The organism is Dermacoccus sp. NHGro5, from assembly GCF_017565385.1.
Taxonomy (GTDB): Bacteria; Actinomycetota; Actinomycetes; order Actinomycetales; family Dermatophilaceae; genus Dermacoccus; species Dermacoccus nishinomiyaensis.
In genome coordinates, this window is sequence record NZ_JAGEKQ010000004.1 from 21,279 (window position 1) to 33,900 (window position 12,622).

A 12,622-nucleotide genomic window follows, 5' to 3' on the forward strand; every position below is an offset into this window, starting at 1 on the left:
GTCCCCTCGCCGGGGCACAGCCCGAGGAGAGGAAGTCGTCATGGCCGCATCATCGGCGGGTTCGACCCCCGTCTGCGAGCGCCGACGGGTCGTCGACGCCCGCGACGACGCCTGATCAGCGCACTCGCGGCGGGACGCCGCAGGACGCGGCGAATCGGGATGACACCAGCGGGCGCAAGACCTCGCGCGCCAAGTTCGGGCTCGCGTCAATCGTCCTGCTGACGATCAACGGCATCATCGGCTCGGGCATCTTTCTCTCCCCCGGCGCCGTCATGAAGGTCGCGGGCACGTGGACGCCGCTCGTCTACGTCATCGCCGGTGTCTTCGCGGCCGTCCTCGCCGTGATGTTCGCCGCCGCGGCCCGTTGGACGAGCGAGAACGGCGCGGCGTTCGCGTACACGCGGGTCGCGTTCGGTGACGACGTCGGGTTCTACGTCGGCCTGACGCGCTTCGTCGGCGCCGCGATCGCGTGGGGTGTCATGGCGACGGCCGTCGTGACGACCGTGCTCACCGTCTTCGGCGGCCACGAGGCGGTGACGACGACGAACATCACGATCGGCTTCGTCCTGCTCATGGTGGTGCTGCTCGCGATCAACCTGGCGGGCACACGCATCACGAAGGTCGTCAACAACATCTCGACGATCGGTAAGGTCGCCGCGCTCGTCCTGACGATCGTCGCCGGCCTCGTCGTGCTGGCGATGACCGGCGACAACCACTTCTCCGATCTCACGCATCTCGAGGGCCCCGACGGCAGCCCTCTCGTGCCGAGCATGGACACGACCGCGTTCGTCGGCGCGATGCTCGCGGCGTTCTACGCGTTCACCGGGTTCGAGGGCGCCGGCAGCGCCGCGAGCGAGATGGAAGACCCGGCCCGTAACCTGCCGCGCGCCATCCCGATCGGTGTCGCGGTCGTCATCGTCGTGTACGTGGCCGTCGTGTCCGTGGCGATGATGATCAACCCGACCGGCGTGCTCGAGTCGAAGGACGCCGTCGTGCTCGCGAGCGCCTTCGACAACTCGATCGTGCGCGACCTCATCGTCCTCGGCGCCCTCGTCAGCATGTTCGGCATCAACGTCGCGGCGAGCTTCAACACGCCGCGCATCTTCGACGCGATGAGCCGCCGTCGGATGCTGCCCGCCGCGGCAAGTCGGACGTCGCAGCGCGGGGTGCCGGTCGTCGCGTTCGTCGTGACGGCGGTGCTCGCGATCGTCGTGCCGATGGCGTTCGGGTACTCGATGCGCGGCATCATGGTCATCAGTTCGGTGACGCGGTTCGTGCAGTTCGTCATGGTGCCGCTCGCGCTCATCCTGTGCTTCCTCGGGCGCACGCGGCACCGCCCGAACGATGTGAAGCGCAGCGTCGTCCTCGACGTCGTGTTCCCGATCCTGTCGATCGCCGCGTCGGTGTTCCTCATGGTCGAGTTCGACTGGCGTGGCCAGTTCAGCAACCCTGGCGGCGGCCTCAACCTGTGGGCGGTCGCAGCGATGATCGTCGGCTACGTCGTGTTGCCGGCGGCGTTGTACTTGCCGTGGAAGCTGGGCGTCTACGACGACACCCCGAAGCAGCTCCCCGAGGACCGCTGAGCTGACACATCGGCGATTCACGGACACATTCGTGATCTACGGTCACATCGGCGATCTGCGGATACATCCGCGATTCACGGTCATATTCGCACCGCCCCACGAGGGCCAGGCCAGGAAGGACGCACGATGAGCGCCCGCAAACCCGTCATCGGCATCATCACCAACGTCGAGTACGACCCGCACTACCTCTTCCCCGGCTACCGGCGCGTCGCCGTCAATGAGGACTATTCGCGCTCGATCACGCAGGCCGGCGGCATTCCGATCATGTTGCCGCCGTCGACGGATCACTCGACGCTGCCGCAACAGCTGGCCCTGCTCGACGGCTTGCTGCTCGCCGGTGGTTCCGACGTCGACCCGCTGCTGTACGGCCAGCCCGCGAAGCAGGAATGCCAGACGACGTCGCCGATCCGCGACGCGTACGAGATCGAGGCGCTCCGGCTCGCGCGCGAGAACCGGCTGCCCGTGCTCGGCATCTGCCGCGGCATGCAGCTCATCAACGTGGCCCTCGGCGGGAGCCTGTTCCAGGATCTGCGCTACGCGGGCACCGACCAGCAGCACATGGCGATGGGCAACCCCGCCTCGCCGCTGCACCACATCAGCGTCGAGGAGCGCTCGTTCCTCCACGACGCGTGGGGTGTGACGAAGGCGGCCGTCAACTCCTTCCACCACCAGGCGCTCGACGCCGTCGCCGACGCGCTGCGGGTCGTCGCGCGCGCCGACGACGGCCTCGTCGAGGCGGTGCAGCACGCGGACGACGCGTGGTGCCTCGCGGCCGTGCAGTGGCACCCGGAGATGATGAGCGGGGCCGACGTGCGTTCGCAGCAGGTGTTCACGTGGTTCGTCGACGCCGTCACCGCCGACGCTGAGCGCCGCGCCGCGGCCGGCTCCGCGCGCATCACCGCGAACCCCACCCACGGCACCGCGCAGGCCGCGTCATGACAGGCGCTTCACACCAGGCTGACGCCGACACCACCTGGCCGCACGGCCCGCTCACTCTCGTGCTGTTCGATCTCGACGGGACGTTGTCCGACTCGGCGCGCGGCATCACAGCATCGATGCGGCATGCGCTGGGCGTGCACGACGTCGCGGTGCCCGAGCAACACGTGCTCGACTCGTTCGTCGGCCCGCCGTTCAAGGTCGCCCTCGAAGGCATCGGTATCCCGGCCGAGCAGGTACCGGGCATCGTCGGCACCTACCGCGAGGATTACAACGCCGGGCGCCTGTTCGACAACGACCTCTACCCCGGCATGGCCGACCTGCTCGCCGAGCTGCACGCTGCCGGCGTCAGCGTCGCCGTCGCGACGTCGAAACCGCAGCCGACGGCGCGCCGCATCGTCGCCCACTTCGGCCTCGAGCCATACCTGACCGGGGGTCTCGACGGCGTCTTCGGGGCCGACATCACGCGCCCGGACGACGCGAAGGCGGACGTCATCGTCCGGGCGCTGGCCGCGCTCGGTCGCGACGCCGGGCCGGACGTCGTCATGGTCGGCGACCGCCTCCACGACGTCGAGGGCGCCGCGCGTCACGGCATCGCGACGATCGGGGTGAGCTGGGGCTACGCCGCGGACGACGAGCTCGCGCGCGCGGGAGCCGTGGCCGTCGTCGACACCGCCGAGCAGCTCGCGGCACTGCTGCTGCCCCGGGCACAGGACGAGACGGCGGACGTCCACTAGGATCACGCCCCATGAAGACCAACATCGCCAGGCAGCTCGTCGCGCAGGGTCGCCGCTACGTGCAGCAAAATCCCGAGAAGGTGCGCGCCATGACCGACAAGGCCGGCGAGTTCGTCGACCAGCGCACGGGCCGCAAGTACTCGGCGCAGATCACGAAGGCGCGCGCCTCGGCTGGGCGCTACCTCGACAAGCAGCGCCTCGATCGGCGGCGCTGACCTCTCAGAGGCTCGCATCACCGAAAATCGCGTCGTCGATGTGACACGCTTCACCCGTGATCGAAGCCCCCACCCCGCCCCCCGACACCGTTCGGACGAGGCGCCAGCGCAGCTGGTACTTCTACGACTGGGCCAACTCGGCGTACGTGACGACGACGTCGACGGTGCTGTTCTCCCCGTATCTCACTGCGGTCGCGAAGTCGGCGGCCTGCCCGGGGCAGGATACGGACCTGGCGTGCCACACCGACCTGCACGTGCTCGGTCTACCGATCTCGCCCGGCTCGCTCGCGCCGTACACGGTGACGGTCTCGACGATCATCAGCGCGATCCTGCTCATCTTCGTCGGCGCGATCGCCGACCGCATCTCGCGCCCGGCGCACCTGCTGGGCGCGTTCGCGTTCGTCGGTGCCCTCGGGGCGAGTTCGATGTTCTTCGTCGCAGGCAGCAACTGGCAGCTCGGTGTTGTCGTGCTCATCCTGGCGAACCAGTGTCTGGGTGCCTCCCTCGTCGTCTACGACGGGCTGCTCGTTCAGATCTCGAGCGACGACGAGCGTGACCGCGTCAGTTCACGGGGGTGGGCGCTCGGCTATCTGGGCGGCGGGCTGCTGCTGGCCGTCAACCTCGTCGTCATGACGATGCACGACTCGTTGGGGCTGTCGACGGGCGAGGCCGTGCGCGTCAATCTGCTGAGTGCCGGCGTGTGGTGGGGCATGTTCACGATCATCCCGGTTGTCGGCCTACGGGACGTGCGTCGGGTCGGCCCGGCCGTGACCGGCTCGCTGACGGCGGCGGTGAGCGGCAGCGTCCGTCAGCTTCGCTCGACGTTCGCGGAGTTGCGGCATTTCCCCGACACGATGACGTTCCTGCTCGCGTACCTGTTCTTCAACGACGGCATCCAGACGGTCATCGTCTCGGCGAGCCTGTACGGCAAGGAGGAGCTGGGCTTCGGCGACAGCCAGCTCATCGTGACGATCCTGCTCGTGCAGTTCGTCGCCTTCCTCGGCGCGCTGCTGTTCGGTCGGCTCGCGCGGACGATGGGCGCCAAACGGGCCGTGTTGCTCTCCCTCGGCTTGTGGACGCTCGTCGTGTTCGCAGCGTTCTTCCTGCCGTCGGGGCAGTTCGGGTTGTGGCTCGTGTTGGGCGTCGGCATCGGCATCGTGCTCGGCGGGTCGCAGGCACTCAGCCGGTCGTTGTACTCGCGGCTCGTGCCGACGGGCCGGGAGTCGGAGTACTTCAGCCTCTATCAGGCGATGGAGCGAGGGACGAGCTGGTTCGGCACCCTCACGTTCGGTCTCGTGCACCAGCTGACTGGCTCCTACCGCCTGTCGATCGTCGCGCTCGTCGTCTTCTTCGCGCTCGGCGCGGTGCTGCTGCGCCGCGTCGACGTCGAGCGAGGCAGCGCCCGGGCACGCGCCGCCGGCTGACGCCCCGGGCTCGAGACCGGCGGCAGGATGCGCGCCGGCCGCTCCCCCGAACGCGATTCGTGACGCGTCCCGTCCGCGCCGTAGACTGGTGTGTCAGCGCGTCGGCGTGCGTGCGGAACAAACGGCCCCCGGCCGGCGTTGTTCCGTCAGGATCGCGCGGGCTGCAGGCTCAGCGCATCACGAACCAACACGAACCCCGTGTGACGTAGGGAGACACCATGGCAGAACGTTCACTGCGAGGCACCAACCTCAGCACGCTCTCGCTCGAGACCGACGAGGGCATCGCGTTCAGCGAGCGACAGATGGTCAGCTACAAGTGCGCTCAGGGCCACGTCATCGAGCTGCCGTTCTCCGTCGAGGCCGACGTGCCCGCGCTGTGGGAGTGCCGTTGCGGCCTCGAGGCGCTGCTCGTCGACGGCCCCGAGCCCGACCGCAAGCCCACGAAGCCGGCGCGTACCCACTGGGACATGCTGCTCGAGCGCCGTTCCGTCGAAGAGCTCGAGGAGCTGCTCGACGAGCGCCTCACGCTGCTGCGCGAGTCGCGCGGCGAAAAGCCGAAGCGAAAGCGTGCTGCCGCGTCCAAGTGACGCTCACGTCGTGACGAACAAGGCCGCCCCCGGTTCGGGGGCGGCCTTCGTGTGTGCTCGCCTGTCTTGTTCAGGGCCTTGGGTATCAGCCTGTGACGGCGGAGGGCACTGCGGCCGAGCCGTCTCACGAACTCAGTCGATGATCTCGCCCTCGACGACGTCGGACGCACCCCGTCGTGGAGAGTTCCAGGCAGCGTCTCGCCCGGCCTGCGTGGCGAACGCGTCGGCGGTGGGGTATGGCCCGGGCGCGGGTAACGGACCGGCCGCCGAAGAGCCGCCCGCATCGGCGGCGCGCACGCGGGTGAAGCGCACTCGGCCGGGCGCCGCGTTCGCGGCACCAAAGGCGGCCGCACCAAGGGGAGATGCACCGAACAGCTTGTGTGCGACGGCACCTTCGAGCAGTCGGCGCGTCAGCGGGCGCGTGAGGGGCAGCAGGACGAACAGGCCGAGTGCGTCCGTGAGGAAGCCCGGGGCGAGCAGCAGCGTGCCGCCGATGAGGACGAGCGCCGCGTCGGAAAGCTCGCGCGCAGGCATACGACCAGAGCCGAACGCCTGACGGAGGGAGCCGAACGCGCGCGAGAACTCGCGCTTGACGATCCACGCGCCGAGCGCCGACCAGAACAGGAGCAGCAGGAAGGTGCTGAGGCCACCGATCTGCTGCCCGACCTTGAGGATGATGAAGACCTCGACGACGGGGACGACGAGCAACGCCAGCATGAGCCAGCGCGCGAAGCCGCGGCGGCGAGGTCGAGTCGTGGTGTTCACATCTGGTTCAACGCGCGGGCACGCTCGAAGAGTTCCGATTCGTCGACGAATCGTGAAGCGATCGCCGGTCGTGGAACCCCGGTGGGCACCAGCGAAAGCGGGCTCAGGCGTCGCCGCGACCGTTCTTGCGGCGACGGCGCGGCAGGCGGGCATGACGCAGCGCGAACGCGAGCGCGACGACGCTGACGACGGAGGCGGCGATCTCGGGCCAGCGTCCGAGCCGCTGGGCGGGCGTCGCGTCCGAACGCAGGGGCAGCTGCCCGGTCAGCACCTTCTGCGTGAACAGTTCGCTGCGCTCGTGCAGCTGCCCGTCGGGGGTGATGAGGGCGCTGACGCCGACCGTCGAGACGTGGATGATCGAGCGGCCGTATTCGAGCGCGCGTAGGCGCGAGATCGCGAGTTGCTGCGTCGACTCGGCGGTGTGGCCGAACGTCGCGTTGTTCGTCTGGACGGCGAAGATCTGTGCGCCCTGGTTCGCCGGTTTGCGCAGCAGATCGTCGTAGGCGACCTCGAAGCAGATGATCGGGGCGAGCTTCACGTCACCCTTCGCGTTCGGCAGCGTGAACAACCCGACCTTGCGCCCGGAGGCGAAGTCGGCCTTGACGAGATCGACCTGCGAGGAAAACGTGCGGAAGAACGAGCGGTACGGGATGTATTCGCCGAACGGCACCGGGTGCTGCTTGACGTAGGTGTCGCTCAGGCCCTTGCCGGGCAGGTAGAGCATCGACGCGTTGGACACCTCGGGGCGTGGTTCGTTCAGCACCGCACCGACGATGAGCGGCGTGTTGACGGCGGCGAGGGCTGAGGCGATCTCGGCGCCCGCGTCGGGGTTGCGCTTGGGGTCGATGTCGGAGGCGTTCTCGGGCCAGACGACGACATCGGGGCGCGGCGTCGCTCCGGCATCGATCTGCTTGGCGAGGTCGAGCGTCGCGTGGACGTGGTTGTCGAGCACGGCGCGGCGCTGCGCGTTGAACTCGAGCCCCTCGGTGGGCACGTTGCCCTGCACGCCGACGACGCGCAGCATCCGCCCGCTCGTGCCGGGCGTGATGAGTGAGCCGACGATCAGTGCGAGGACGGCCGTCGACGCGGCCGCAGCGGGCACGGCGATCGGGAGACGAGCCGTGATGCCGCGCGCGCCGTCGGGCCGTGCGTCACCAACAGGCGTGGCCCCGGAGCCCGTGGCGTTCGCTGAGGTGTGGGCGTCGTCCGAAACCGAAGCCGAATCCGAAGCAGACGTTCGGCCCGCACTCCCCCGCCGCTCCGCCGTGAAGAGCCGCGGCGCGGCCAGGGCCACGCACGATGCGAGCGCCGCGCCGGCGAGCGCGAGCACGAACGTCAGGCCGGGTGCGCTGACCCACGCGATGAGCGGTGCCCACGGCGCGTCGGCCTGGGAGAACGACAGGCGTGCCCAGGGAAATCCGCCGAACGGCGTCGTCGAGCGCAGCCATTCCTGCATCACCCACAGGCAGGCGACGACGAACGGCGCGATGCGGCGGCGTTGCACGAGCGCAACCGCTGCGCCGAGCGCGGCCATGTAGAGCGATTCGAGGACGGCGAGCGCTGTCCACGGGAACGCGCCGACGTAGACGCCCGACCACGACAGCGTCGGCAGGAAGAACGCCATGCCGAAGACGAAACCGAGCAGCGCGCCGGTGCGCGCCCGCACGCGCCAGAGGCACAGCGTGATGAGGGCGACGGCTATCGGCGGCGTCCACCACAGACCGTGGTCGGGAAACGCGAGCCACAGGAGCAACCCGGCGACAATGGAGCCGAATGCGCGAAGGAGAGCTTTCGAGGGCACCGGCCAAGCGTACGCCTCTCAGGCGAGAGGCGGCGGACGGGCTCACGCCGTTGGGGCCATCGCGGGGTGAACCGCGAAGTTTTCTACTAGGCGTGAGGCCCGTCCGCAATGACGCGCGCAACGGGCGTGTTCGAGCCAACATAGCCGCCCCACAGCCCAGGAGCAACGCAGGCGAGCGCACTGGCGCCCGGCCGACGGGGGCCGAACAGTGGCCGAGGTGCGTCATGCCTTCTGTGCGTAGGCGTGTCGCTCACCTTGAATCCGTCGCGCATGAGGTAGCAGGATGAACGCGATGTCTCGCACGATGAACACACCACCCGCCACGCCCGCGACCCGCGCCCTCGACCGGCTCGGTATCGCCTACGAGGCGCTCCCCTACGCCCACGATCCCGACGTCACGAGCTACGGCGCCGAGGCGGCATCCGCGCTGGGGCTCGACCCTGCGTCGGTCTACAAGACGCTCGTCGTGAAGCTCGACACCGGCCGCTTCGCGATGGCCTGCGTCCCCGTCTCGACGATGGCGGACCTCAAGGCGGTCGCCGCCGCGTGCGGCGCGAAGAAAGCTGTGCTGGCCGCGGAGGCCGACGTCCGGCGTCTCACCGGCTACGTCCTCGGCGGCGTCAGCCCGCTCGGAACGCGCTCACGCCTCGACGTCGTCATCGACGCGCAGGCGCACGAACATCCGCGGGTCTGCGTCTCCGGCGGCCGTCGCGGCTTCGACGTGCGGCTCTCCCCCGACGACCTCGTCCGTGCCTGCGGCGCCCGCGTGGCCGACATCGCGCGTGCTGACGAGCACTGACGCTCGACGCCGCACCGTGACAGGATGGCGCCCATGACGCCGCGCCGACTCATGTTGCTCGACTCTGCCAGCCTCTACTTCCGCGCTTTCTACGGCGTGCCCGAGCGTACCGCCGCCGACGGCGCGCCCAACAACGCGCTGCGCGGCTTCGCCGACATGATCGCGACGCTGTTCACGACGTACGAGCCGACCGACATGGTCGCCTGCTGGGACAACGATTGGCGCCCCGCGTTCCGCGTCGAAGCGATCCCGAGCTACAAGGCGCACCGCGTGCAAGAGGGCTCCGACGTCGCCGAGGAGAGCCCCGAGAACCTCACCCCGCAGGTGCCGCTCATCCGCGAACTGCTCGAACTCGTCGGCATCACCCGCCTCGGCGTCGACGGGTACGAGGCCGACGACGTCATCGGCACCCTGACGCACCGATTCCGCGACGCCGGCCCCGTCGACGTCGTCACCGGTGACCGTGACCTGTTCCAACTCGTCGACGACGCGATGGGCGTGCGCGTCATCTACACGGCCAAGGGTGGCGTGCGGGCCCCCGACCTCATCGACGAGAGCTTCCTCATGGCGAGGTACGGCGTCGCGACGGGCCGCGCCTACGCCGACATGGCCGTCATGCGCGGCGACACGAGTGACGGGCTGCCCGGTGTCGCCGGCATCGGTGAGAAGACGGCGGCGGCCCTCATCGCCGAGTTCGGCTCCCTCGCGGCCATCCGTGAAGCCGTCGCCTCCGGCGACCCGCGGATCAAGGGCGCACGCCGCACGCGTCTCGAGGCAGCCTCCGATTACCTCGACGTCGCACCGCGCGTCGTCGACGTCGCTCTCGACGTCCGTGTGCCCCACGACCTCGTCACGACGCGCCCGCAGGGCGTCGCCGACGGCGCCGGATTCGCTGACTTCGCAGCGCGCTGGGACATGGGCGGCTCCGCTGAACGCCTTTCCGCAGCCCTCGCCCGCTGACGTTCAGTCGATCCGGTCAGCCGCGACGACGCCGCGCTGCACGCCCTTGATCGCCTTGCGCGCTGCCCTGCGGATGCCGTCGTCATCGGTGGCGGCGGCGATCTGGTGGAGCACGTCGACGAGCTGACGGCAGCGTCGTACGAAGTCGCCGGCGGTGAGGTCCTCGTCGCGTAGCACCGTCTCGAGGCCCTGGCCGCTCGCCCAGCGGTGCGCGGCCCAGGCCAGGCCCGCGTCGGGTGCCGCCATCTCGGGCAGTCGGTGCATGACGAGCGCGTCGTCGATGACCGACCACAGCTCGTGCGTGCGCTCCAGCGCGTCGGCGACATCGCGGTTCGGCATGCGTGGGGTCTCCCCGACCACGTCACGCCGCGACTCGTGGACGAGCGCCGAGACGGCCGCCGCGAGCGACGGTGCGTCAAGGCCCTTCCACGCACCCGAGCGCAGGCACTCGGCGGTGAGCAGATCCTTGTCCGAGTACAGGCGCATGAGCATCGCGCCGTCGTTGGTCAGCTTCACTCCACCGGCAGCCGACGGATCGGCCGCGAGGTAGTCGAACTCGAGCAGCAGGTCGCAGATGCGGTCGAACTGCTTCGCGACGGTGTTCGTCCGGTTCTCGACCTTCGTGACGAGCGCGTCGGTCTCGCGGCGCAGCGTCCACCAGCGTTGCGCCCAGCGCGCGTGCTCCTCGCGGTACTCGCACGCGTGGCACGGATGGGCGGCGAGCCGGCGTCGCAACTCCTCGATCTCCGCGGTGACGGCCTTGTCCGGTTCGATCTCGGTGCGTCGCAACGGCTTCGGCGGATCGTGCGGCACCTTGGCGCGCAGCGTCGCCGCGAGGTCGCGGCGCGACTTCGACGAGCGTGCGGTGAACGTCTTCGGGATGGCGAGGTGCGTCAGCACCTCGAGCGGCGCGTGGATGTCGCTGGAACGGATCTGGCGCAGCTGTGCGTCCTCGGTGACGACGGACGGGCTTGGGCCCTCGCGCTTGCCGCCGCGGTTGGTGCGCACCACGATGGCGAGCACCTCACGTCGCCCGGACGGCACGCGCACGACGTCGCCGGGGCTGAGGTCGGCGAGCGAGCGGTCCGCGGCGGCGCGCAGGGCGGCGGCGCGTCGCTTCTGCGCGTTCTTCTCGAGGTCGCTGATGCGACGGCGGATGCCCGCGTACTCCGCGAAATCGCCGAGGTGGCACTGCATCGCCTCGGCGTAGCCCTCGAGGCCCTCATTGTTCTTGGCGATCTGACGCGACAACCCGACGACGCTGCGGTCGGCCTGGAACTGCGCGAACGACGACTCGAGCACCTCGCGCGCCCGCTCCCGTCCGACGGTGTGGACGAGGTTGACGGCCATGTTGAACGTCGGGCGGAAGCTCGAACGCAGCGGGTAGGTGCGGCGCGATGCGAGGCCCGCGACTGCCTCCGGCTCCACGCCGCGGTTGTACAGGACGATCGCGTGGCCCTCGACGTCGATGCCGCGCCGGCCCGCGCGCCCCGTCAGCTGCGTGAACTCCGCGGGCGTGACGTCGACGTGAGCTTCACCGTTGTACTTGACGAGCCGTTCGAGCACGACGCTGCGCGCCGGCATGTTGATGCCGAGGGCGAGTGTCTCCGTCGCGAACACGGCCTTGATCTGGCCGGTGACGAACAGTTCCTCGACGATCTCGCGGAACGTCGGCAGCATCCCCGCGTGGTGCGCGGCGAACCCGCGCGCGAGGCCTTCGACGAAGTCGTGGTAGCCGATGACGGCTAGATCCTCCACGGGGATGTGCGCGACGCGCTCGGCGACGTAGGCGCGGATCGTGGCGCTCTCATCGTCGGTGACCAACTGCATGCCGTACCCGAGCAGCTGCGCGACGGCGCCCTCGCACCCGGCACGGCTGAAGATGAACGTGATGGCCGGCAGCAGCCCCGCGCGATCGAGTGCGGCGATGACCTCGGCGCGCGGCGCCGGGCGGAACGTCTCCCCCTGCGGCTGACGCGGCGCGGGACGGCGGCCGCGCCCACGTCGACCGGACGGGGCGCCGGCGTCGAAGCGGTGACCGCCGCGTGCGGGCGCTGTCAGGCTCGCGATGCGCGAGAGCAGGTCGGGGTTGACGACGCGATCGCCGCGTTCGTCCTCAGCCAGCAGGTCGTACAGGCGCGCACCGACCATCATGTGCTGGTACAGCGGCACCGGGCGGTGCTCGGTGATGACGACGTCGGTGTCGCCGCGCACCTGCTGCATCCAGTCGCCGAACTCCTCGGCATTGCTCACCGTCGCCGACAGCGCGATGACCTGCACCGACTCGGGCAGGTGGATCATCACCTCTTCCCACACGGCGCCGCGGAAGCGGTCGGCCAGGTAATGGACCTCGTCCATGACGACGAAGCCGAGGCCGTCCAGCGTCGAACTGCCCGCGTAGAGCATGTTGCGCAGCACCTCGGTCGTCATGACCACGACCGGCGCCTCACTGTTGTGCGAGGTGTCACCGGTCAGCAGCCCGACATTCTCCGTTCCGAGCATCTCGACGAGGTCGGCGTACTTCTGGTTCGACAGCGCCTTGATCGGCGTCGTGTAGAACGCCTTACGCCCGGTGTGTACCGCGAGATAGCAGGCGAACTCGCCGACGACGGACTTGCCCGCACCCGTCGGCGCTGCGACGAGGACGCTGCGTCCGTCCTGCACGGTCCGCGCCGCCTCCGACTGGAAGTCGTCGAGTGGGTACGGCAACGTCTCGACGAAGTGGCCGAGGTGACTCGAGTCGAACTTTCGCCGACGAGCGGCCTGGGCGAACTTCTCGGCGGGCGACGACATGCCCCCAGGCTATGACAACGGC

At 69.6% G+C, this 12,622-nt stretch carries 11 protein-coding genes; 8 read left to right on the top strand and 3 right to left on the bottom strand.

What is annotated here, in order from left to right; translation table 11 throughout:
• Positions 1-248: 248 nt before the first annotated feature.
• The 6 genes from J4Z35_RS01135 to J4Z35_RS01160 all read left to right on the top strand — a co-directional run bounded on the left by J4Z35_RS01135 (position 249) and on the right by J4Z35_RS01160 (position 5,482).
• A complete protein-coding gene (locus J4Z35_RS01135) occupies positions 249-1,583 on the top strand; it encodes an APC family permease (protein ID WP_235006291.1) in 1,335 nt (444 codons plus the stop codon).
• Between the two features lie 126 nt (positions 1,584-1,709).
• Positions 1,710-2,522, top strand: a complete 813-nt coding sequence (locus J4Z35_RS01140) for a gamma-glutamyl-gamma-aminobutyrate hydrolase family protein (protein WP_074039262.1) — start codon at positions 1,710-1,712, stop codon at positions 2,520-2,522.
• Positions 2,519-3,256, top strand: a complete 738-nt coding sequence (locus J4Z35_RS01145; RefSeq protein WP_051805878.1) for an HAD hydrolase-like protein — start codon at positions 2,519-2,521, stop codon at positions 3,254-3,256. Before J4Z35_RS01140 ends, J4Z35_RS01145 begins: the two co-directional genes overlap by 4 nt.
• 11 nt (positions 3,257-3,267) lie before the next feature.
• Positions 3,268-3,471 carry an antitoxin gene (locus J4Z35_RS01150; protein WP_131941015.1) on the top strand — a complete coding sequence of 68 codons (204 nt, stop codon included), beginning with the start codon at positions 3,268-3,270 and terminating at the stop codon, positions 3,469-3,471.
• 56 nt (positions 3,472-3,527) lie between these two features.
• A complete protein-coding gene (locus J4Z35_RS01155; protein WP_074039264.1) occupies positions 3,528-4,895 on the top strand; it encodes an MFS transporter in 1,368 nt (455 codons plus the stop codon).
• Between the two features lie 218 nt (positions 4,896-5,113).
• The gene (locus J4Z35_RS01160) at positions 5,114-5,482 is read left to right on the top strand and encodes an RNA polymerase-binding protein RbpA (protein WP_006947299.1); all 369 of its coding nucleotides are present in this window, start codon (positions 5,114-5,116) and stop codon (positions 5,480-5,482) included.
• Positions 5,483-5,614: 132 nt separating this feature from the next.
• Here the strand turns inward: J4Z35_RS01160 and J4Z35_RS01165 are convergent, their stop codons facing one another.
• A complete protein-coding gene (locus tag J4Z35_RS01165; protein WP_235006151.1) occupies positions 5,615-6,247 on the bottom strand; it encodes an FxsA family protein in 633 nt (210 codons plus the stop codon).
• A gap of 103 nt (positions 6,248-6,350) precedes the next feature.
• Entirely contained in the window at positions 6,351-8,048 is a 1,698-nt protein-coding gene (lnt, locus tag J4Z35_RS01170; protein ID WP_074039265.1) for an apolipoprotein N-acyltransferase, read from the bottom strand.
• Between the two features lie 283 nt (positions 8,049-8,331).
• On the opposite strand from lnt, the gene ybaK reads away from it, so the two are divergent.
• On the top strand, positions 8,332-8,847 hold the full coding sequence (ybaK, locus tag J4Z35_RS01175) for a Cys-tRNA(Pro) deacylase (protein WP_200829287.1): 516 nt from the start codon (positions 8,332-8,334) through the stop codon (positions 8,845-8,847).
• A gap of 33 nt (positions 8,848-8,880) precedes the next feature.
• Positions 8,881-9,807: a 5'-3' exonuclease gene (locus tag J4Z35_RS01180; RefSeq protein ID WP_074039545.1), complete on the top strand. Its 927-nt coding sequence runs from the start codon at positions 8,881-8,883 to the stop codon at positions 9,805-9,807.
• 3 nt (positions 9,808-9,810) lie between these two features.
• Here J4Z35_RS01180 and J4Z35_RS01185 read toward each other — a convergent pair whose 3' ends face one another.
• Positions 9,811-12,600, bottom strand: a complete 2,790-nt coding sequence (locus J4Z35_RS01185) for a DEAD/DEAH box helicase (RefSeq protein WP_131941017.1) — start codon at positions 12,598-12,600, stop codon at positions 9,811-9,813.
• Positions 12,601-12,622: the final 22 nt, after the last annotated feature.

Coding starts and splice junctions, on each gene's coding strand:
- J4Z35_RS01140 (WP_074039262.1), top strand. CDS start 1,710: ATGAGCGCCCGCAAACCCGTCATCGGCATCATCACCAACGTCGAGTAC.
- J4Z35_RS01145 (WP_051805878.1), top strand. CDS start 2,519: ATGACAGGCGCTTCACACCAGGCTGACGCCGACACCACCTGGCCGCAC.
- J4Z35_RS01150 (WP_131941015.1), top strand. CDS start 3,268: ATGAAGACCAACATCGCCAGGCAGCTCGTCGCGCAGGGTCGCCGCTAC.
- J4Z35_RS01160 (WP_006947299.1), top strand. CDS start 5,114: ATGGCAGAACGTTCACTGCGAGGCACCAACCTCAGCACGCTCTCGCTC.
- ybaK (WP_200829287.1), top strand. CDS start 8,332: ATGAACGCGATGTCTCGCACGATGAACACACCACCCGCCACGCCCGCG.
- J4Z35_RS01180 (WP_074039545.1), top strand. CDS start 8,881: ATGACGCCGCGCCGACTCATGTTGCTCGACTCTGCCAGCCTCTACTTC.
- J4Z35_RS01185 (WP_131941017.1), bottom strand. CDS start 12,600: ATGTCGTCGCCCGCCGAGAAGTTCGCCCAGGCCGCTCGTCGGCGAAAG.